This is a genomic window from Candidatus Tumulicola sp. (assembly GCA_036490475.1).
GTDB lineage: Bacteria > Vulcanimicrobiota > Vulcanimicrobiia > Vulcanimicrobiales > Vulcanimicrobiaceae > Tumulicola.
Map to the genome: position 1 here is coordinate 279,757 of DASXDT010000005.1, position 20,484 is coordinate 300,240.

A 20,484-nucleotide genomic window follows, 5' to 3' on the forward strand; every position below is an offset into this window, starting at 1 on the left:
CTCGTTATTCCAGCTTGCGCTTCAGAACGGTGTTCACCAAGGCTGGATCGGCTTTTCCGCGCGACGCCTTCATGATTTGGCCAACCAAGAAACCAGCGACGTTGGTCTTGCCGGCGCGGTATTCCGCGACGATGTTCGGATTGGCCGCAAGCACGTCGTCGACGAACGTTTCGACCGCTCCCGGATCGCTCGTCTGCGACAGACCTTCGCGCTCGACGATCGCTTTGGGCGAGCCATCGCCCTTCCACATCCGTTCGACCAGCGTCTTGGCGATCTTCGAGTTGATCGTTTTCGCATCGACCATAGCGATCAGCTCGGCGACATCGTCAGGGGACGCCTTCGAATCGGCTACGGCCACGCCGCTCTCGTTTGCCAGGCGCGAAAGATCGCCTAACACGAAGTTGGTCGACTGCTGTGGATTCCGGCTCGCGGTGACGACACGATCGAAATACTCGGCCAGCCGCGCGTTGTCGATCAGTTGACCGGCTTGCTTGACGTTCAGCCCGTATTCGCCGGTGAGCCTTTGAAAGCGCTGCCACGGTAACTCCGCTAAGCTCGAGCGCAGCCGGTCGATATCGTCGCCCTGGAGTTCCATCGGAACCAGATCGGGATCGGGGAAATAGCGGTAATCGTGCGCTTCTTCTTTGCTTCGCATGGTGTGTGTTTCGCCACGCGCTTCGTCCCAGCCGCGCGTCTCTTGAACCACGCGGCCGCCGGCTTCGACCGTCTCAATCTGCCGCCGGATTTCGCTATCGATTGCCCGCTGAACCGAACGAAACGAGTTCATGTTTTTGATCTCGGTCTTCGTTCCGAGCTCGGTGGCCCCGACCGGCCGGATCGACACGTTGGCATCGCAGCGCAGCGAGCCTTCTTCCATCTTTACGTCGCTGACGTCGAGCTGCAGCAACGTCTCGCGCAGCGACGTAAGATACGCGACGGCGTCTTGCGAGCTACGAATCTCCGGTTCGGAGACGCACTCCATCAGCGGAACGCCCGCGCGGTTGAAGTCGACCAACGAATACTCGCTGCCGGCGATGCGACCGTCGCCCGAGCCGGCGTGCGACGACTTGCCGGTGTCCTCTTCCAAATGGATGCGCGTCAGGCGGCACGATTTCATCGTTCCGTCGTCGAGCCAATACTTCACCTCGCCGCCCGACGTCAACGGCATGTCGAACTGCGAGATCTGATAATCTTTCGGCATGTCCGGATAAAAATAATTCTTGCGGTCGAACTTCGAAAATGCCGGAATCTCCGCACCGAACGCGAGACCGGCTCGCACCATGTGCTCGATTGCGACGCGATTGGGCACGGGCAACGCGCCCGGCATTCCCAAACAAACCGGACAAACGTTGGTGTTGGGCTCGGCGCCGAACTCGTTCGGACAACCACAGAACATCTTCGTCTGCGTCTTCAACTCGACGTGGCACTCGATGCCGATCACCGCTTCCCAATTCACGGCGACACCGCCTCGACGCGCGGTGAATGCTGGGTAGCATGTTTGGTTGCACGCTCGTAGGCGTGAGCGGCGCCGAGCAACAACGGCTCGGCGAACAGCGGTGCACAGAGTTGTAAGCCGAGCGGCATCGGAGCGCTCCCACCCGGCGGCGTCACCCACCCGCACGGCACGGATAGCGCCGGAAGACCGGCGAGCGACATCGGAATCGTGTAGTAGTCCATCATATACATACTGTACGGATCGCTCTTCGCGTTGAATGCGAACGCCGGAGAACTCGCCGCCGGACACGCGATCAGATCGCAGCCCGCGAACGCTTTTTCGAAATCGTGCGCGATGAGCGTCCGCGCTTTTTGTGCGCGAACGTAGTATGCGTCGTAATAGCCGCTCGACAATGCGTGCGTTCCGATCAAGATGCGGCGCTTCACCTCGGGCCCGAAGCCCGCGGCACGCGTTTCCTCGTACATTGCTTGTACGTCTTTTGCCTCGACACGCAAGCCGTAGCGCACGCCGTCGAAGCGCGACAGGTTCGACGAGCATTCGGCCGGCGCGATCAAATAATAGGTCGCGAGGCCGTAGTCGGCCGTCGGTAGTGTGACCTCGACGATCTCGGCACCGCATGCGGCCAAGTCGTCGTACGCCTTCTTGTAGATGGCGTCGACGTCGGTGCCTAACAGCTTCGTGTCGAATTGGCGAACCAAACCGATGCGCAGGCCTCGTAAATCCTCGCGCAACGCAGTCGCCGACGGCTCGACCTCGCGGTCGAGCGACGTCGCGTCCATCGTGTCGAAGCCCGCCATCGCATCGTAGGTCAGCGCCGCATCCTCGACCGAACGCGTGAGCGGACCGATCTGGTCGAGGCTCGAGGCGAATGCGATTAAACCGTAGCGCGAAACGCGTCCGTACGTCGGTTTGAATCCGACCAGATTGCAGAACGCCGCCGGTTCGCGGATCGATCCACCGGTATCGCTACCCAGCGCGATGGTCGCTTCGAGCGCGGCGACGGCGGCGGCCGAACCGCCGCTGGATCCGCCGGGAACGCGTGACAAGTCGTACGGATTGCGCGTGACACCCAACGCCGAGTTTTCGCACGAACTGCCCATCGCAAATTCGTCGAGATTCGCCTTACCGATCGGAACGCAACCGGCATTCAGCAAACGCGCTACGGCGGTAGCCGTATACGGCGCGACCCAATGTTCCAAAATTTTACTGCCGGCGGTAGTCCGCGTTCCGGTCAGACACATGTTGTCTTTTACGGCTAACGGCACGCCCGCGAGTGGGAGCCGCTCACCGGCTCGGACGCGCGCGTCGACGTTCGCAGCGGTGCCGCGTGCGAGATCGTGCAACGGCGTTAAGTATGCTCCAACCGAACCATCGACCGCGTCGACGCGCGACAAGACGGCTTCGACGATGTCTGCCGCCGAAAGGGAACCTGCGGTAACGGCGCGCGCGATGTCGGCCGCGCCGCGTTCGATCGAGAAGTCGCTCACGTTATTCGGCGATAATCCGCGGGACGCGAAAGAAGTTGCCCTGCCTGCGCGGCGCTTGTTCGAGAACCGTCTCGCGATCCAACGACGGCCGGCGCTCGTCGGAGCGCGTGACGTTGCGCGACTCTACCACTTGCGCGGTCGCCGCGACGCTATTGGTGTCCAGTTCGGATAGCGCGTCGACGTGATGCAGCAAATCGCCGAGCTGCTCCGAAAAGCGGTCGACTTCTTCGTCGGTCAATGCGATGCGCGCCAGTCGTGCGACGTAGCGGACGTCGATGGAATCGGATTGCACGATAAACTCCGGTCGGTTAGGATTGTCGCTCGAGCGTGGCCAGCGCCTCAACGTGTCCCGTTTGCGGGAACATGTCGAACGGCTGCACGGTTCCGAGGCGATATCCTTTTGCCGTGAGGAACTTCAAATCCCGGGCTAACGTCGCCGGGTCGCACGAGAGATACCAGATCGATGGCACACCGGCCGCAGCCAAGGCGTCCAGCGCAGCCTCGTCACTGCCCTTGCGTGGGGGATCCAAAAACGCTAATTCGCATGCGGCTAACTCGTTTCGCCCACGTTCGTCGGCGGCGATGCGCTCCACGCGGCCCTTCGCGAATCGAACGCGCTTCGATAAGCCGTTGAGCTCCGCGTTCGCTCGAGCTTCCTCGATCGCTCCCGCGCTTTCTTCGATACCAAGCACGTCGGCGCCGCGGCGCGCAAAAAATAGCGAGAACGTGCCGACGCCGCAGTAGAGGTCCAGCACCCGCCCTACGCGCGGCGCGCGCGCATCGAGATACTCGAAGATGCGCGCTACGACATTCGTGTTTACCTGAAAGAATGACGACGACGAAACGCGATAGCGCAAGGCGTCGATGGTCTCCTCGATTTCCGCGTTGCCGGCCAACAGACGTTGCTTCTTTCCGAGGATCGCATTCGCGCTCCCAAGGTCGTAGGAGTTTGTGAGGCCCGAGGCGCCGGGCAAGGATGCCAACAGTCCGGTTGCTGCGCGCTCGGCCTCGTCCGACGGGCGGTCGGTCGTCAACGTCACGACTGCCGTTCCATCCAACGAAGCGCGCGCAACGATGTGCCGCGACGACGCAATCGCGCGCGCCGCATCCGGGCTAGGCGGATGCTGTAACGCCTCGACGTACCCGCTTAACTGCGGTAACACGATCGGACATGCATCGATCGGCACGACGTCGTGCGAGCGCTGGCGATAAAAGCCGAGTGGTGTGCGGTCACCCTCACGGGCAACCACGAGCGACATTTTGTTGCGATAATTTCGCGGGGCCGCCATGCCGGCGGTGTCGTTGACTTCGACGTCCCGAAAACCGCCGATGCGTTCGAGCGCGTTGACGACGACGCGCTTCTTCCAAGCGAGCTGTGCCGGATACGTCCAGTGCTGGATCTGGCAGCCCCCGCATTCTCCAAAGACCGGGCAAAACGGTTCGGCACGTTCCGGCGATTCGACCAGCAGTTGGATGAGCCCGGCGACGGCGTACTTCGGCTTGACGTCGGAAATTTGCACCAAAGCGCGTTCGCCGGGAAGCGGACCAAAACAAAACACCACCAAGCCGGCATGCCGGCCGACGGCCTGTCCGTTGGCGAGAAGATCGTGGAAATCGAGTTCGAGCTGGTCACCGGCCCGTGGCGCTCCGTCCGGCTTAGCCGCCGCGTTGATCGTCAAGAGTCTTAAGCAGCGTGTTCGCTTCGTCGATCAGCTGCTGAATGCGCTTGCTGGTCGGATCGTCCGGAAGCCGCCGTGCGCCGATGATCGCGCGCGCTACAGTAAAGGCGAGTGCGGCTCCGAGGCCGGCGACGCTGACGCCGACGCCGATCCAGACCAGCGACCGTTTCAAACCGCCGCCATGTGCGTCTTCGTGACCGAACGCCGCTTCCCCAGAACCCGAATCAGACGGTTGCACTGCGTTCCCCCTTTCCACGTTTCGCCGTTCGCGCTACAGGTCGAAGTCACCCGGTAGAAGTCACCCGGGACGGGGTGTGTCGAAACGTGCGACATGCTTTCCGGACGGCGCGGCGATCGCGAGCGGGGGCCACTGCTTTGGGCGTTCGTTGTCTCGCTCGCGTTGCACGCACTGCTTGTGCCGTTAGGCGCGTGGAATTGGATCGTACTCGCTCCACTCGTTCCGCCGCATACCGAACGCGTCGTTGCGTCCACCGCCGTTCGCATCGATCGGCACCCGATTCCGGTTCCGCGAACTCCCCCGGCCACTCGTCCCGTTCCACAGCCGCGGCCGCAAACGGCGCAACGCGCCGCGCAGCCGGTCGCTCCAGTCGCGCCGCGCCCTTCGGCCGCGCCCAAACACGAGTTGTCACGACAAGATGCCCGAGCCACGCCGCAACCGCAAACCACCGCTCCGCCGACGCCCGGCAAGCCCGCGGCCGAGGCGGCGGCACCATCGGTGAGCGAACAGATCGCACGGCAAGAGCAGAACTTCGCTCGCGTCGCCGCCCAGTTGCGAACGACCAACAACCCGCTGAGCTTAGCTACGGTAAAACGTCAAGCGCCGGCAGCGTTCCGGCGATCGTACTTCGATGCTCCCGGACACGTTCAAGAAAACGCCGTTCAGATGCAGTTGATTCCCTTGCGGCGTTGGTCGTCGGGGGCGACGATCTGCTATTACGCGCGCTACGTCGCACAGTTTGCCACGGGTGCGGGCGAGGACGGCACGATTCCCTGGCCCGTCTGCTATCCGGCGGGCGACGACAGGATTGCTAATCCGCCATACGTGCACGACGTACCGCTTCCACTTCCTCCGCTTGGGTACGTGCTGCCATCCGGGACGTACCTCACGCCGTTGTTGTCTCGGATCTACGCCGGCCGCGAGCCCCCGCGCTAACTCGCACTCCGAACGGAACGTTAGCGGTCAAAGGTCCGCGCGAAGCGTTCGGCGCGGAGCCAGTCGTCTTGCGTATCGATGTCGAGAAATGCGCCGGCATCGTCGCAAGGAATCGCGGCCGAGGTTAACAGGGCATGCCCGCGGAGTTCACGCAGCGTGTCGCCGTTCGGCAAATGGGCGACGTGCGCTCGGGCTCGACGCGACAGATACACGGGATGGCCCGGAACGCCGGTTGCCGACTGCGGATACACGATGTCGAGCGGCGACCACGACACGATCGATTCTAGTCGATCGAGCGTCTCTCTCGCCAGCAGCGGCTTGTCACCCAATAAAACTCCGATGCACTCGTGATCCGCGACAGATTCTAGCGACACGCGCAGCGATGACGTCATTCCGTCTTGCGGACGTTCGTTCACCAGCGCGATCGCATTCGGCATCAGTTGCTTGCACGTTTCCAAACGCGACGCCGTAGTAACGATCGCCACCGCTCGCCCGTTCAGCAACGCCGCGAGGCGTTCCAACGGCGACCTCCCCGAGAGCGGCGAGGTCAGCTTGTCGCGTCCCATTCGTCTCGACGATCCCGCGGCTAACACGACGTACGCAAAACGCATGGCGTTCGCTACGCGCTCGCGCCCGGCGTCTCCCGGCAAAAAATGGGAAAGAACTTCGATTACCTCATAGCGACCAATGCCGACATTTCGGATATCGAGGTGATCGCGATCGAAGGAGACGATTCTCGTATCAATTCGGCGCCCGCGAAGGCACCGTCGAAGTGGGTATCATCGAACGCGCCGGGCCATCACTGACCGCGTATTTCACGCGGCGGCGATGCGCATTCGCGAAGTACCGATCGTCCCGGATAGCTTATTTCGTAACGATAAGCAAGCGTAATACAAGTACCGCATTCTAAATCCAATGGGACTAAAGGCACGGATACGCAGTCGCAAGCTCCCTAAAAATACGGCGCTTATACCCGATAAACACAACAGGCCACGAGGTAAAAGAGAACGTAGATCGATGCAATACCTTCTGGAGGAATTCAAATGCGTACCATGTCCCCGCTCCTAACGCGTTTCGGCGGCGTCGCAGCCGCAGTTACATTCTTGTCCGCATGTTCGGGTAACATGCAATCGCAAGTTGCGCCATCGACGGCCACGTCGGCTGGCGTCACGTCGTATGCAACCAACGCTGCAAAAGGCGTTCTATCACCGTGGGCATTTCGCGGCCCGCTGCCGGCCGTCAAGCCGGATCGCAAGAAGTCGTGGATCTCGCCGGACGGTAAGAAAGCCGGAAACGCGAATTTGTACGTTTCCAATTTCGGCACCGCCGACGTCACGATCTATACGTACAAGAAGAACGGACTCAACACCGCGCTCACCGGAACGCTGACCGGTTTCACCGAGCCCGCCGTTCCGTGTGCGGACTCCGCCGGCAACGTGTTCATTCCGGATTACGGCACTGGTAAGATCTACGAGTACGCGTACGGCGCGACGACTCCCAGCCAGATCTTGACCGACCCGAACGGTGGTCCGGTCTCGTGTTCGGTCGATCCGTCGACCGGGAATCTCGCGGTTTCAGAGTTCGCGCCGTCCGCCGCTAACGGCACCGTCTCTTTCTACACCCACGCAACTGGATCGCCCACGACCGTTACGGTGAGCAACATTCCCCACCCGGCATTCGTCGGTTACACCCCGACGGGCGCGCTCTACGTGGATGGATTAGACAGTAGCTCGAGCTTCGCAATCGCGGTGGCGCCGAGCGGTTCGACCGCGTTCTCGCCCGTCACGGTTACGGACGGCGTTACGATGTATACGCCCGGCGCCATCGTATGGGGCGGCTCGTATCTGTTGGTCGGTGACCAGACGTACCAGAACAATCCGACGTCGGCTATCTATCAGCTCTGCACGTGTGGCACCGCGGCGACCCTCACATATAAGGGCCAGGCCCCGATTGCCGGCTCCAGCGACGTCATCGGATTCTGGAAGCGCGGCCAGCAGAAGGGCACCACTGCTCGCTTCATCGCGCCGGACTTTGGTAACGCTGCCAACGGCGTCATGATCGACAATCCGTTCACGCAACAAATCACCGCGAACATCACGGACTCCGTGTCGCAACCCGTCGGAGCGACGATCAGCCAAAAAGGCAACCTGTAACCCCTCGACACGCAAGGATGGGGGCGGCAACTGTTGCCTACCCCCCATCCTAACGAGCTGTAACGATCCTCTAACCGGCTCCAAGGATGCTTGGCCGCCAAACGGGGTATGTTGGTTCCTGAAGGAGCTTGAGGAACAGCAATGCGTGTAACAGGATTTTTAACTGCGGTCGCCTTCGCGGCGGCCCTTCCCCTAGCGACGGCTGCGCCGGCAAGCGCTCAGCTGTACGTCGGGATCGGCGCACCGCCGATCATGCCGGCATACCAGCAGCCGTATTTGGCCAACCCAAACTATCAGTGGATCCCTGGATACTGGGGATACGGGTCGGCCGGTTACTACTGGATCCCCGGCACCTGGATGGCGGCTCCGCAGTACGGAATGCTCTGGACCCCCGGATACTGGGGTTATCAAGCCGCGCAAAATAACTACGGATGGAACCAGGGGTATTGGGGCCGCACGGTCGGTTACTACGGCGGCGTCAACTACGGCGGCGGTTACTACGGTAACGGCTTCGTCGGTGGCGCTTGGTCGGGCAACCAGTTCCGCTATAACACCGCCGTGATGCGCGTCAATCCGCGGTACGTGCGGAACGTGTACGTCAATCGTACGGTCGTCGTGCACAACGTCAATCGCTATAGCTACTACGGTCCGGGCGGCTCGAGGGTCGTAGCCACCCCGGCTCAGATACAGTACGCTCGCCAGACGCACATCGGTTTGACGCCGTATCAGCGAAATCACATCAACACCGCGGCGGCGGATCGCAATATGTACGCCCGCGTCAATAACGGACACCCTGCCGAACTCGTATCGGCCAAACCGCTGAGTTCGACAAACCGTCCGCCGAACTTCAAGCCGGTAACTGCTGCAGATAAGGCTGCCGCTCCGAAGCCTCCCGCCAATGCTGCAAAGCCTCCCGCAAACAGCACCAAACCGGCACCGAAGCCGCCGGTCAACACCACTAAACCGGCGCCGAAGCCGCCGGTCAACACTGGCGTGGGAAAGCCTCCGATGAACAGCACGAAGCCGGCACCTAAACCGCCGGCAAACAGCACCAAACCGGCGCCGAAGCCGGCCTACAACACCAAGCCCGCGCCCAAGCCTCCGGCAAAACCGCCGACGCACGCGGCACCTCCGAAGCCTCCGCAAAATAGCGGAGCCAAACCGCCGCAAAACGGTGGAGCTAAACCGGCGCAAAACAGCAACGGCGGAAAGCCGCCCCGCTAACACCCTCGATCGCCGGCACGACTAACACCGTGCCGGCGATTTTCTTTTACTGCGTCAGGGAAGCCAACCGTCGGCAAATGGCGGAAACACTTCAACGAGCGTTGCGGGCGTCACGTCCGACGCGCGGTACACCACCATCGCTGCCAGTGGGTCGCGCGGCAACACCACATCGACATAGGTAAACTCGTTCGGCGCCAGCACGTGATCGTCGTTAGCGGAGAGCGCCGCGTCCGCGACCGCTTCGGCAACGAACGGCGTATCGGTTCGCGCTTCGATGTGCACGCTGTGCGGATGGGTCGTCTCGAACGACGGATAGTTAAGATAGAGGGAAACGACTCCGGGCGATACTTGATTACGAATCGGCTGATTGTCGAGGACGCTGCCCGAAACGCCGGCGATCGTACCACCCGTGTCGCGAAGAATCACGAGTGTGTCGTCGACCATTCCACCCATTCCATCGTAAATAGCGAACACAACCGTCGAGTTCGTCGCGTCCGAATGGGCGGCACTCCAAGTAGCGGTTTGCTGCGCCCAGCTCCGCGCCAACGTCGCGTACCCGGTCCCGTCGTGCACCGCGATCGCTTCTCGCAACGCGGTGTACGGTCGTTGGGTGGCGGTCGTAACGCCGTCGACGATGCCGAGCGTGCTGGCCGACACGATACTGGCCGGGTTCTTGAAGCCGTGGGCGATGTCGTCGAGCGCGCTGACTCCGTCCATGACGAGGCGCTGGGTATCGGGCGCGTTTTGACTGGTGTGCGAGTACCGCTCTTGGCCGAGTTCGATCACGAGGTGCGGCGCGGCTTGCGTCAACGTTTCGAGCCGGTACTCCGCGCCGGCTTCGCCCGGTACGTCGATCCAACGGTAGTTGAGATTCGCTCCGCTGATACGAACCGTTCCATCGGAACCGCTCTCGTGCGATTGCCAGGTCAAATGATTCTGCCAGAAGGTGTGATCGCTGCCACCCATGCTGAAGCAAACGTCTCGGCATATAACGGCTCTGCTGCATCGTTCCACGCATCGAGCCACTCGCGATTGAGTTGCAGCAGAAAGTCGCTGCCGTAGTCGAGATCTTCCAACACACGCTTACCGACCGACTGTCCTTGGGTCAACGTTCGAAAGAGATAAGCGAGTTCGGTACGCCCGAGCTGCGCCATCGTCGAACCGTGATTGGCGCCGGCGCACGAAACAAAGTGGCTCAGCGTTGCGGTCTCCGCCACGGCCTTTTTGGTCGCACGCCGGTTAAGGATCCATCGTCGAGCGACAAGAGCTCCGGTCGAATGCGCGACGAGCATTGTTCTTCCGAGATCGATCCCGTGTTCGGCGATCAGCGACGCGATACGCCGCTCCAACGCATCCGCTAAGTCGTCGCAGCCGAGATAATCGTCGAGCGACACGAATCCGGCAAGGTAGATAGAGGTCGCGGCGATCCCGTCGGCCTGTAAGAGGGCGGGAAGTTTGTTGAAACTGTTGAGGTCGCGCACGCTGTAGCCGTGCACGAAGATGACGGTGTCGATCGGTCCGGTGTGCATGCCCCCTGCTTCCAGAGGAGCCGAACGGCACCTCGCTTCGGTCGAGCAAGGCGAGCGAGCTAGCGCTTGACTTGCAGAGGCGCAAAGAGTAGCCTCTTCCAATGACGGGCGTACTCTCTCCGGCCAGCTTCCTTTTCACCAGGGTGGGGCCCCCGGAGCCGGCTGATCTCAAGATTCCGGGCTTCCGGTGCGCGTCATGAAGGGCACGTTCGTCGCGGTCGCATTAGGATGCGCCGTGCTATGCGGTTGCGAAAAACCGGTCGATACACAGCGAGTCCAAGAATATGCTAAAACCTTCGCCGCAGGCGCCGCCTCGTTCGACGACGTTGCCGCCGACTTCGCACAATCGTGCGTCCGCATTCGCGAATATTCCGACAACAGCGCCGCGTTTTTGCGTACGCGTCCCGTGGTGGAGATGACCCCTGCGCCGAACGGAGTCGCGCCCCCCACGTGCGCGCTAGCCGCAACCGTATCCGCGCAATGGAAACTGCGCAACGTTATTCTCGAACAGTACGTGCAGGGTCTAGCCGCGATCGCCGGCGTCGATACGAAGCCCGACGGGACGGATGCCTTGGGAAGCGCGTTGACCAGCACGTCGATCTTCTCCAGCACCCAAGCGACGGCGTTCGGCGACTTGGTAAGCACGATCGTTTCGATAAAAATGGAAAACGACCGCGACGCCGAGTTGCGGCGGGTGGTGCTGAAAGCGGATCCGTCGGTTGCGCAAGCCACCGAATCGCTCGCCTCGACTGCAGAAGGGCCGTATACCACGCTCCTCGACGATGAGGAAGTGGTCGTCGATCGCTTCTACCAGCGGTACCTGCGCAACGCCGTGCATCCGAATGGCGATCGATTAACGATTTTGCACGTTCGCCAAGAGTGGCTGGCTCGCAGAAACGACGTGGAGACACGCAAACAGAAAGCGTTGGCTTATGCCGCATCGATGCGCGATCTCGCGAAGACCGATGCCGCCCTCGCGAAGGCGGCCCAGTCGCAGGCAAGCCTGTCTGAAATGATCGATGTCGTCAACGATAACGTGGTGCCGTTGGTCAAAGACGTTTCGGCGCTCGCGTCGAGTGGAGGATAATCCGTGCCGAAGCTGTCTGCCGATCAACTGGAAACGCTAGCCAAACGCTATACGCAATTTGCGACGAGCATCAACACTTTTCTCGATGACAACGACGTCGCAGACCAAACGTCGTACGATCAACTTTCCAGCGACGCGATGCACGCCGCTAACGCGGGTGCCACGCTCGCCGTGCAAGCCGCGGCCACGACGTTCGACGACGCAGCCGGCGCCTTCGTCAAACTCGACGCCGCGACGATGCAAGCCAATGCTGCCGCCGCGACGTTAAAAAACGAAGTCGCGAGCATCAGCCGCGGAATCAAAATTGCGGCTGGGATGCTGTCGTTAGCCGCAGCGCTCGCCACCGGAAACGTACCCAACGTCTTATCGAGCGTCACTGCAATACATAGTGCCTTTATTTCTTAAGTGCCTCCAACAAGAAAGGGAGGATTGACGTCATGAATAGCACGCTAATGCGTGGAATCGGCTCAGTTATAATCGGTTTCGTTTTGATTGCCGTTGGATTCTACTTAGTCAGCGCCAAAGGCAAGTCGTCACCAACGGAGATAGCGTTCCGACCGGCTTTCATATTACTGGAAACCAACAGATTGTCGCACAGAAACATTGTATAGCGAATTGCGGCTTCGAGATTTTCGTTTTTACCTCCGAGAACAGCGCATCATCATCGCCGATCGTCGCCTGCACTGGTGTGACGACGTTTTGCCAACATCTGGCTTCTGTTGAAGCGGGCGCAACAACAGTAAACGATGGAATTCCGCAAGCGAACAGAGCTTACAGCATGAGCATCAAAGTTGTTACTGGATTGTCGAATTTTGACGCTCTGCCAAGAGCCAAGTAACTCCGTAGCGAGCTAGAGATAATCCCGAAGGGATCGCATGCGAGATATCGCCCCTTCGGGATCCGTATACCTAAACGAAGCACAAAGTGCTGCGGCTCCCGAAAACTGTCCGTTGCCGAGATCCGCAGCCAGGTAAGTTTCGACCAGCTTTTGGGCTAGACCGCGCCGGTTGCCGATTTTCATTTTAACTGAGAAGTCACGCGCCAGCCTATAACACGCTGCAGATGCCTTAACTTGATTTTGCAACGCATTGGCGCCTGCCAAGCCGTATAACGAGTCCGATACAAAACTTCGAGCCTCGAGCCGATGTGCCTCGCGCAGCGCGGTTTCGAATTCGGCCATCGCATTGGCAGCGTCGCTGTCGAGAAGCGCCGCGGTCGCTACACCTAAGCGGGCCTGACAAATACCATGCAGATCTCTCTGCGTCAGCTTTTCCTCAAGCGCTTCTTGAAACAGACGTCTACCATCTTCGGTCCGGTGCTCGGACAATGCAAGCCAGCCCTGTTCGATGAGTAGCTGCGCAGAAACGTTCGGGCTATGCAGTTCGGCCGCGAATTCAGCAGCTTCGTTTAGAAGAGAGTGGGCGGACTGAAGATCCTCTCGCTCGCGCGCCAAAAGTCCTAGATTGATCAAACACGTCGTCGTGCCAAGCAAATGGCGCGCGGTACGCAAATGCACCAATGCCTCTCCGTACAGGTGCTCGGCGTCTTCCCAACGCCCTTGTCTGTGGGCGATTTCACCCAGTGTGTGCTGCACTTTTCCAACCCCAAGCTCATCGTTCGCGTTCTTGTAGGCTACAAGCGCTTCTTCCGCCAGCGATGTGGCTGTGTTGTAGTCGTCCTGCATGGCTGCGAAGGCGGCGGCCTGGCGCGTAAGCTCCGGCGAACCCCGCGTCGACACTTTACGAGCGCGCTCCAACCATAGGCGCGCTTCCGTAAACCAGCTCCGCGCACGCCAATACGATGTCATGGCCAAAATGAAGGCGCTCGCTCCAGATTGGGGCGCGCTTGGTCGAAGCGACCAATCCAGGGCCGCACGTACGTTGTCAATGTCGGCCGCAATCCGCGCAAACCGATCGTCGGCGACCCCTCCAGCGTCGCCCGCGACGTTCGAGAAATAGTCGCAATGCCGCTGCTCGAGATGTCCCGCCTCAAACTGCGTGTCACAATGTCCGGCTGCATACTCTCGCGTTGGGTCGGAAAAACGATAACGCGGCTCACCGTCACCACCCGGCGTTTCGTGCAACAGCGACTTGTCGAGCAGCGATTCTAAGGTATCGTCGGCGTCAGCATCGAGGACATACGCTAGAGCGGCGACGGTGCAGCCTCCCCGAAAGACCGACATTGCGAGGAACGCCCGTTTTTCGTCATCATTGAGGAGCTCGAAACTCCAGTCAATAGCTTTTGCCAGCGTGCGATGGCGCTCGACGACGGTCGGATCTCTGTTGACCAATAGATGCGCATCGAGCCGCTCCGCAAGGCGCCGCAGTGGGATCGTCGCTGTTCGCGATGCGGCGATCTCGATCGCGAGCGGAATCCCATCGAGGCGCCGGCAGATCGAAACGATCGCCTCAACGTCGCCCGGCGCGCCGGCAACGGCGCCACCGCTCGCCCGTGCCCGCTCGAGAAAGAGCTTGCAGCCGTCACTCGTTTCGAGCTCCGATGCGTCGATGCGATCCGGCAACGACAGCGCGGCTAATCGCTCGACCCTTTCGCCGGTTAGGTGCAGCGGCTCGCGGCTCGTCACAAGAACCATCAGAGCGTTGCAACGCAACGCTAACGCTTTAACCATAGCAGCCACGTCGTTCAAAAGATGCTCGGAGTTATCGACGATGAGCAAAACGCTTTGCTCACCGATAAAGCGGGCGATAGTATCGATAGGAGCCTCGGCTGCATTCTCGCGAAGCCCGAGCGCGGCGACCACGACGTGCTGCAACAATGCGGCATTGGTTACACTCGCGAGCTCGATGAGGAAGACGCCGCCGGGGAATCGGTGCACGTTCTCGGATCCGAACTGCACTGCCAGGCGGGTCTTGCCAATTCCGCCGGGCCCGGCGACCGTGACGACGCGCGATTGCGTAAATGCCGTCCTCAAACGTTCCAGTTCTGCGCGCCGGCCCACGAAGGATGACAGTTGCGTGGGCAGATTATTCGGATGTTCGTCGAGGGTCCGTAAGGGCGGAAAAGATACAGATAAGCCTGCTGCGACGACTTGAAAGACGCGCTCTGGATATTCGAGATCTTTCAAACGTTTAACGCCGAGATCCCGAAATACAATCCCATCCGGCGGAGCGCCGATCACGGCGACCGTAGCACTGGACGCAAGAATTTGCCCGCCGTGGCCGCTCGACATCACTCGCGCCGTACGATTGAGTGCAGGACCGACGAAGTCGGTTTCGCTGCGAATCGCCGCGCCGGTGTTCAGACCGATTCGCACGCGTATCGGCCCGATGCTTTCGGGCCACGATTGTCGCGCGAGCTCCAACTGCGCTTCGACCGCAGCGTGTACGGCATCGGCAGCATCCTCGAACGCGCAGCAAAAGGCGTCGCCCATCGTTTTAAACGTTCGACCGTGCCATTTTTCCACTGCAGCTTTAAGCACTCGGTCGTGCAGCTCCAGGGAAGCATCCATGCCCGCTAGGTCAAGCTCCCACATCCGGCTGCTGCCTTCGATGTCGCTAAAAAGAAACGTGACCGTTACTGACTCGGTCATCGCGATTTGCCCGAAATCGAGCCCGAGAGCATAGCACGGGGCTTTTATACCTCGCTTCGCTTACCTGCGCGCTCCATACTTATTGGGCCTAAAGGCCTATTAGGCAGCGAAGAACGTTCGAAGGTTGGGGTTTCGCAATCCATGAACGAGTCGGGTCACCATGTACCGGTTTCAACCATGAAAAACGCGATAAACAAGCCGCCCGCGCGCGTCGCTTGGATGCGCATGATGAACGACGCCTTCGAAAGCGGGCGCGATTCCGAAGCAGTAGAAACGTTCGACGCGCACGTTCGCCGTGGCCAGGTTCCGCCGAACGTCGCGATCGTTCGCGCGCAAATCGCGTTGCGCACGCCAGGCCAATCGCAGAAGGCACTTCCGCTGCTCAAATCGATGCAAGCAGCGTCGAACGGCAGTGATTATGTTTGGCAGCAAATGCTGTTAGGCGAGGCGCACGCCGTGTCGGGCGATTACGTCGCAGCCGATGACCGGCTGCAGCGCGCGATGCAGACCGCAACGCACAAGGGTGACGCAGAATTGATCGCTGCGGTTGGATCCCGCATCGGTGGACGCTTCGTTTTGCAATCCGATCCGCAGCGTGCGCGCGAAGGCCTCGCGCTCGCCAAAGCCGGCCGTAGTACCGAAAGCAAACTCGCTGCACAACTCCTCGAAAGTCGCATATTAGAGTCGGAGTCGCGCACGCACGAACAGGCGCGCGTCCTGATACGACTGCTGGCGTCCATCGATCCGCGTTCGGAAAAGCACATGGTGCCGCGGGTGGCGGCGACCTATTCGCTGGCCGTATGCTCGCGCGAGAGTCACATACCCGATGCGGTTCGTTCGATCGAACGCCAGCTATCCGGAACCCCCTGGCCCGAGGACCTTTCCGGCCGCCGATTTATGGCTGCTCGTTCCCTGGCCTGGACCAGTGCGCTGGACGGCGACTACTTTAATGCGTTTCGCTATTTGCGCGAGCGCGCCGACGACGCACCCAACGACGCATGGCGCACGGTTGCGTATTGCGATCGCGCGTATCTTGCGCGAGCCCGCAACGAGCTGACGTGGTTTGCCCAGGAACTCTTCGAAGCGCAGCGGATCGCTGAATCCGTCGATTGGGACGCATTTGACGACGAGAGTACGCTCGCGTTACTGCTGCTCGCGGAGCTGACGGCCCCCATGGACGCGGCGCGTGCGGCGAAATATCTCAATCGATTCCAGCGCATAAAAGACGACCCGTCCCGCGTTCCGTTCTACCATCGCGAACGCCGCTTTCACGCGCTGCTCGATTACGTCAGCGGCGTCGTCGATCTGCATCACGGTGAGCGTAAGCGTGCCGCGAGCCACTTCGAGGGCGCGCGCGCAGTGTATCGAACGATTGCCTTCGAATGGCGAGCCGCACGATGCGATCTTCGGTTGTTCGACGCGACGCGAAAGACGGCGTTTCTTCAGGAAGCCCATCAGTGGCTTGGGAACTATCCCAAGAGCTGGCTGGCCGAAGAGTGGCGCGACCGTTTTACCAGCTCGCGACGGGGTTCCGGTCTGACGCCGATGCGCGACCGGACGTTCCGACTGCTGTGCGAAGGCAAGAGCAACTTAGAAATCGCTCAAGAACTCGATTTGAGCGTGGCCACCGTGGCCAATCATGCCAAGGCCGTGCTCAAGTTCTTTGGGGTCAGCAGCCGCCACGCGCTGCTGGCAGAAGCGAGACGCAGAAGGCTGACCTAACATGACGGCGGCCGCATGTGCGAAGCCGATCGTCGCGGGCCTGTTGGCGTTGGTTGCGTGCATCGCGCCGGCGAACGCGCTGCCGGGACAGACGCTGCCACAGTTCCAGGCATGGGCATCGACGCGAAAGTTGCTGGCGGGCATCGCCCGGCGCCGTGACGAGATGAGTGGCGATCCGGCCTTCGCGCTCGAAACGAGCGATCACGGAATCGCCTGGACGTTCTACGCCACCACCGATGGGTCGCACATTCGGCGCGAATCGCTGTCGGTCGGTAATCCCGGAAAACCGCCCGGATCGGCTGCCATCCATCACGATGGCAAGGGCTACGGCTACAGTTTCTTTGCCTCCCTCTACGGGCAAGCAGTGGCACACGATTTTCTTGCCGCTAAACGCGTCGCATCGATTCGCGATCGAAGCAACGGCGCGGTAGCCGAATTTTACCGAGGCAAGCGATACGGATATTCGATCAACGGCGGCATTGTCGTCGAGACGATCTCCGCGTTCGGAGTCGATCTCGCGCAAGCGCAGCTCTGCGCCAAATCGCCCGAGCAGTGTAGCGAATAGCCTCGGCCGCCACCAGCCAAGAAAAGGTGCGTAACCGCGCCACGATGGAACACAGCAGCGTGGGTGGCATTTCATCGAGTGCCGGCGTCGAACGAATCCTACTCGACGACTTTGCGGAAATTTTGTGGGTCGGCTCGTTCGATGGAAACGTGCACCGCTTCAACCGGCAATGGTTTGCGTATACTGGCCAACGCCTCGAAGACGGCCTCGATGCCGGCGAGCGGCTCCGGCTCGCCGTCCATCCGCGCGACGCCGAGACCGCGATCCAAGCCTGGACGCAAGGAATCGAACGCGGCGAACCGTTCTGGCTCGAGTTGCGGCTCCGCCGATTCGACGGTGATAACCGCTGGTTTCGCGCCAGCGTTTCGCCGCTTCGCTCGGGCAACGCAAACGGCAGCGAATGGCTGGCGGTGTGCACGGACGTCGACGACCACAAACGGCAAGGTGAGCGATTCGCGTTTCTTGCGCGGTCGAGCGAAGCGCTGTCCGAGTCGCTGGATCTGCAGACGACGCTGGAACGCATGCTGGCGATCGTCGTCCCGGAATTGGCCGACTGGGCCGCGATCGACTTATTCGACGAAACCGGCCGGCTGAAAACCGTCGCGGCAATCCATGCCTACCCGGAGAAGGCCGCGCTCGTGCAGCGGATCGTGGGCCGTTACAATCACGATCTCCAAGCCGAACCGCTGATAGAAGCCGAATTGCGGAAAAATCAGGCGATCGTTATCCCCAACATTCCTGACGAGTCGATCGAACGGTCGGCCTCGCACGATTTGATCGACGTCATTCGTGCACTCGCGCCGCACTCGACCGTCACGGTGCCGTTGAAATCGCGCGGCGGCACGATCGGTTCGCTGGTCGCTTTTTGGGCCGAGACGCCCCGCCGCTATTCTCACGACGATGTTCCATTGTTCAAAGAGCTGACGCGCCGGGCTGCCGTTGCGATCGAGAACGCGCGCTTATACGAGCGCGAGCGCGAGATCGCGACCGAATTCCAACGAGCCGCCTTGCCGAGCTCGCTTCCGAGCGTCCCCGGAATTCGTTTCGACGGAATCTACGTCCCGGCCAGCGATCGCGCGCTGCTGGGTGGCGACTGGTACGACGCGCTGCGTCTGAGCGACGGCCGAATCGTCGTTTCGATCGGCGACGTTGCAGGAAGCGGACTCAGCGCCGCGGTTATCATGGCGTCGATGCGGCAAGTCATTCGCGGCGTCGCGCAAGTCTATGCCGATCCGGTCGCGATGCTCGATGCGGCCGACCGTACGCTGAAAACCGAACATCCCAACATGTTTGTCACCGCGTTCGTCGGCGTGTTCGATCCGATTACGCGAACGCTCACCTACGCATCGGCCGGACATCCTCCGCCGCTCTTGCGCGATTCCGATGGCGGCGTGCGGGCGTTAAGTGGCGGTTCGCCGCCGATCGGTCTGCGTATGCGCGGCGACGAAGCGATGAGCATAACCCTTCCGGAAGATTGTCTGTTGGTGTTTTATACCGATGGCGTGATCGAGGTCGAGCGCGATGTGATCGCCGGCCAAGAACGCCTGCAGGCCGCGGTTGCGGCTGCAGACATCCCGTCGATGCCAAACTGTGCAGAAGCGCTGTATAAGCGCCTTCTAGAACGCGGCAGCAGCGACGACGTCGTCATTCTAACGTTACGTCTCGTGTCGCCGGGGCCGGCCGAACCGGCCTCGACACGACCCTCGATACGCTGGACGTTCGATACGAGCGATGCAGAAACGGCGCACCGTGCGCGGCACGCGTTCGTGCAGGCGTTGCGGGACGGCGGCATGTCCGAGGACGACACCGGCACGGCCGAGTTGATTTTCGGCGAACTGTTAGGCAACGTCGTCCGATACGCTCCAGGCCCGATCGACATCACCTTCGATTGGAACGACGAGATGCCGGTGTTGCACGTTCTCGATCGCGGTCCGGGCTTCACGCTCGTCCCGCGGCTTCCGACCGATCTGCTCAGCGAACGGGGACGTGGACTGTATATCGTTTGGAGTTTAGCCGAAGACTTCAACGTCACCGAGCGCTTCGACGGTGGGTCGCACGCGCGCGCCGTTCTCGGCCCTCGTTAGACGCGCTCAGGCGTCGGGCCAGGTCTCGGCGAGGAGCGCCGCGGCTCGCTCCGCGGCCGAAGCGTATTCGTCGTCCAGCGCGGATTCGAGCGGCTCGGTGCCGCTCCAAAACGGAAAACGCCCGGCACGCCGCAGCGGCCATGCATCTACCGACGGAACGTCGATCGGCGGACGAGATTGGGGAAGTGGCGCCGCATCCGGTGCGACCGATACCAAGCCGAACTCGCGCGCGCTGAGCGCTTGTACCACGCCCTCGCGATCCAGACCGCGTAACGCGAACAGCAAGAACGGATCGCGGTCGAACTCTTCGGCCAACAAATAGTAGACCGCCGCGACATGCTTGCACGGATTCGACCAATCCGGACACGTGCACGACGTTCGCAGATCCATCGCGGTGCGCGGAAAGAGCGCGCAGTGGACGGCAGTAAACGCTTCCTCGATGTCCTGCGGCATCGTACCGCTCAACAACGCGGCCGCAAATCGCGGCGTCTTAGCGATGCGATCGGTCACGTGCTGCCATTGACCGGGCGAGAGCGGCTGCATCGCGATCGTCACAGCATATGGCTCGGCACGCGTGCCGCTCACCGACGCGCGCACGCCGCGTTCGTCGACCTCAACGGCCGCAACGTTGCCGTTTCGGGCATACGCGCGCCCGCGGCGCAGACGCGCACCCAAACCGAGCGACTCGAGCACCGCAATCCATCGACGGCTCCACCATCGCTGCGCGAACGCACCGCGGCGCGACTGCGCGCGAACGCCGCCGGCTCTCGGCAT

Annotated in this window: 18 protein-coding genes; 8 read left to right on the forward strand and 10 right to left on the reverse strand. The window is 61.2% G+C overall.

The features are described from left to right. Positions 1-4: 4 nt before the first annotated feature. The 5 genes from gatB to VGF98_05070 are packed head-to-tail and all read right to left on the reverse strand — an operon-like array spanning position 5 to position 4,860. Positions 5-1,456 carry an Asp-tRNA(Asn)/Glu-tRNA(Gln) amidotransferase subunit GatB gene (gatB, locus tag VGF98_05050; protein ID HEY1680981.1) on the reverse strand — a complete coding sequence of 484 codons (1,452 nt, stop codon included), beginning with the start codon at positions 1,454-1,456 and terminating at the stop codon, positions 5-7. Next, positions 1,453-2,943 carry an Asp-tRNA(Asn)/Glu-tRNA(Gln) amidotransferase subunit GatA gene (gene gatA, locus VGF98_05055; GenBank protein ID HEY1680982.1) on the reverse strand — a complete coding sequence of 497 codons (1,491 nt, stop codon included), beginning with the start codon at positions 2,941-2,943 and terminating at the stop codon, positions 1,453-1,455. The genes gatB and gatA overlap by 4 nt, the downstream gene beginning before the upstream one ends. 1 nt (position 2,944) lies before the next feature. Beyond that, positions 2,945-3,235 carry an Asp-tRNA(Asn)/Glu-tRNA(Gln) amidotransferase subunit GatC gene (gatC, locus tag VGF98_05060; protein ID HEY1680983.1) on the reverse strand — a complete coding sequence of 97 codons (291 nt, stop codon included), beginning with the start codon at positions 3,233-3,235 and terminating at the stop codon, positions 2,945-2,947. 16 nt (positions 3,236-3,251) lie between these two features. Further along, positions 3,252-4,622, reverse strand: a complete 1,371-nt coding sequence (rlmD, locus tag VGF98_05065) for a 23S rRNA (uracil(1939)-C(5))-methyltransferase RlmD (protein ID HEY1680984.1) — start codon at positions 4,620-4,622, stop codon at positions 3,252-3,254. After that, positions 4,600-4,860: a hypothetical protein gene (locus VGF98_05070; GenBank protein HEY1680985.1), complete on the reverse strand. Its 261-nt coding sequence runs from the start codon at positions 4,858-4,860 to the stop codon at positions 4,600-4,602. Before VGF98_05070 ends, rlmD begins: the two co-directional genes overlap by 23 nt. A gap of 93 nt (positions 4,861-4,953) precedes the next feature. On the opposite strand from VGF98_05070, the gene VGF98_05075 reads away from it, so the two are divergent. Next, positions 4,954-5,796, forward strand: a complete 843-nt coding sequence (locus VGF98_05075; GenBank protein ID HEY1680986.1) for a cell envelope integrity protein TolA — start codon at positions 4,954-4,956, stop codon at positions 5,794-5,796. 20 nt (positions 5,797-5,816) lie between these two features. Here the strand turns inward: VGF98_05075 and VGF98_05080 are convergent, their stop codons facing one another. After that, complete coding sequence (locus VGF98_05080) at positions 5,817-6,407, reverse strand: NTP transferase domain-containing protein (protein HEY1680987.1); 591 nt, start codon at positions 6,405-6,407, stop codon at positions 5,817-5,819. Positions 6,408-6,839: 432 nt separating this feature from the next. Here VGF98_05080 and VGF98_05085 point away from each other — a divergent pair, with 432 nt between their 5' ends. Beyond that, positions 6,840-7,949 (forward strand): hypothetical protein, encoded by a 1,110-nt coding sequence (locus VGF98_05085; protein HEY1680988.1) that lies wholly within the window; start codon positions 6,840-6,842, stop codon positions 7,947-7,949. A 141-nt stretch (positions 7,950-8,090) separates the two neighbouring features. After that, entirely contained in the window at positions 8,091-9,173 is a 1,083-nt protein-coding gene (locus VGF98_05090) for a hypothetical protein (GenBank protein ID HEY1680989.1), read from the forward strand. Positions 9,174-9,227: 54 nt separating this feature from the next. Here VGF98_05090 and VGF98_05095 read toward each other — a convergent pair whose 3' ends face one another. Further along, positions 9,228-10,139 carry a hypothetical protein gene (locus VGF98_05095; GenBank protein ID HEY1680990.1) on the reverse strand — a complete coding sequence of 304 codons (912 nt, stop codon included), beginning with the start codon at positions 10,137-10,139 and terminating at the stop codon, positions 9,228-9,230. Beyond that, on the reverse strand, positions 10,100-10,702 hold the full coding sequence (locus VGF98_05100) for an alpha/beta fold hydrolase (GenBank protein ID HEY1680991.1): 603 nt from the start codon (positions 10,700-10,702) through the stop codon (positions 10,100-10,102). The genes VGF98_05095 and VGF98_05100 overlap by 40 nt, the downstream gene beginning before the upstream one ends. 187 nt (positions 10,703-10,889) lie before the next feature. On the opposite strand from VGF98_05100, the gene VGF98_05105 reads away from it, so the two are divergent. Continuing rightward, a complete protein-coding gene (locus VGF98_05105; protein ID HEY1680992.1) occupies positions 10,890-11,789 on the forward strand; it encodes a hypothetical protein in 900 nt (299 codons plus the stop codon). A gap of 3 nt (positions 11,790-11,792) precedes the next feature. Further along, complete coding sequence (locus tag VGF98_05110) at positions 11,793-12,194, forward strand: hypothetical protein (GenBank protein HEY1680993.1); 402 nt, start codon at positions 11,793-11,795, stop codon at positions 12,192-12,194. 445 nt (positions 12,195-12,639) lie between these two features. On the opposite strand, the gene VGF98_05115 is transcribed toward VGF98_05110, so the two are convergent. Next, a complete protein-coding gene (locus tag VGF98_05115) occupies positions 12,640-15,339 on the reverse strand; it encodes an adenylate/guanylate cyclase domain-containing protein (GenBank protein ID HEY1680994.1) in 2,700 nt (899 codons plus the stop codon). Between the two features lie 177 nt (positions 15,340-15,516). On the opposite strand from VGF98_05115, the gene VGF98_05120 reads away from it, so the two are divergent. The 3 genes from VGF98_05120 to VGF98_05130 are packed head-to-tail and all read left to right on the forward strand — an operon-like array spanning position 15,517 to position 19,710. Next, entirely contained in the window at positions 15,517-17,061 is a 1,545-nt protein-coding gene (locus tag VGF98_05120) for a LuxR C-terminal-related transcriptional regulator (protein ID HEY1680995.1), read from the forward strand. Position 17,062: 1 nt separating this feature from the next. Then, positions 17,063-17,626 (forward strand): hypothetical protein, encoded by a 564-nt coding sequence (locus VGF98_05125; GenBank protein HEY1680996.1) that lies wholly within the window; start codon positions 17,063-17,065, stop codon positions 17,624-17,626. A 44-nt stretch (positions 17,627-17,670) separates the two neighbouring features. Beyond that, positions 17,671-19,710: a SpoIIE family protein phosphatase gene (locus tag VGF98_05130; GenBank protein ID HEY1680997.1), complete on the forward strand. Its 2,040-nt coding sequence runs from the start codon at positions 17,671-17,673 to the stop codon at positions 19,708-19,710. A gap of 6 nt (positions 19,711-19,716) precedes the next feature. On the opposite strand, the gene VGF98_05135 is transcribed toward VGF98_05130, so the two are convergent. Further along, complete coding sequence (locus VGF98_05135) at positions 19,717-20,484, reverse strand: SWIM zinc finger family protein (protein ID HEY1680998.1); 768 nt, start codon at positions 20,482-20,484, stop codon at positions 19,717-19,719.

What these genes read in the sequence shown, in the direction of transcription:
- VGF98_05075 (HEY1680986.1), top strand. Translation starts at nt 4,954, where the DNA reads ATGCTTTCCGGACGGCGCGGCGATCGCGAGCGGGGGCCACTGCTTTGG.
- VGF98_05080 (HEY1680987.1), bottom strand. Translation starts at nt 6,407, where the DNA reads ATGCGTTTTGCGTACGTCGTGTTAGCCGCGGGATCGTCGAGACGAATG.
- VGF98_05085 (HEY1680988.1), top strand. Translation starts at nt 6,840, where the DNA reads ATGCGTACCATGTCCCCGCTCCTAACGCGTTTCGGCGGCGTCGCAGCC.
- VGF98_05090 (HEY1680989.1), top strand. Translation starts at nt 8,091, where the DNA reads ATGCGTGTAACAGGATTTTTAACTGCGGTCGCCTTCGCGGCGGCCCTT.
- VGF98_05095 (HEY1680990.1), bottom strand. Translation starts at nt 10,139, where the DNA reads ATGGGTGGCAGCGATCACACCTTCTGGCAGAATCATTTGACCTGGCAA.
- VGF98_05100 (HEY1680991.1), bottom strand. Translation starts at nt 10,702, where the DNA reads ATGCACACCGGACCGATCGACACCGTCATCTTCGTGCACGGCTACAGC.
- VGF98_05115 (HEY1680994.1), bottom strand. Translation starts at nt 15,339, where the DNA reads ATGACCGAGTCAGTAACGGTCACGTTTCTTTTTAGCGACATCGAAGGC.
- VGF98_05120 (HEY1680995.1), top strand. Translation starts at nt 15,517, where the DNA reads ATGAAAAACGCGATAAACAAGCCGCCCGCGCGCGTCGCTTGGATGCGC.
- VGF98_05125 (HEY1680996.1), top strand. Translation starts at nt 17,063, where the DNA reads ATGACGGCGGCCGCATGTGCGAAGCCGATCGTCGCGGGCCTGTTGGCG.
- VGF98_05130 (HEY1680997.1), top strand. Translation starts at nt 17,671, where the DNA reads ATGGAACACAGCAGCGTGGGTGGCATTTCATCGAGTGCCGGCGTCGAA.
- VGF98_05135 (HEY1680998.1), bottom strand. Translation starts at nt 20,484, where the DNA reads ATGCCGAGAGCCGGCGGCGTTCGCGCGCAGTCGCGCCGCGGTGCGTTC.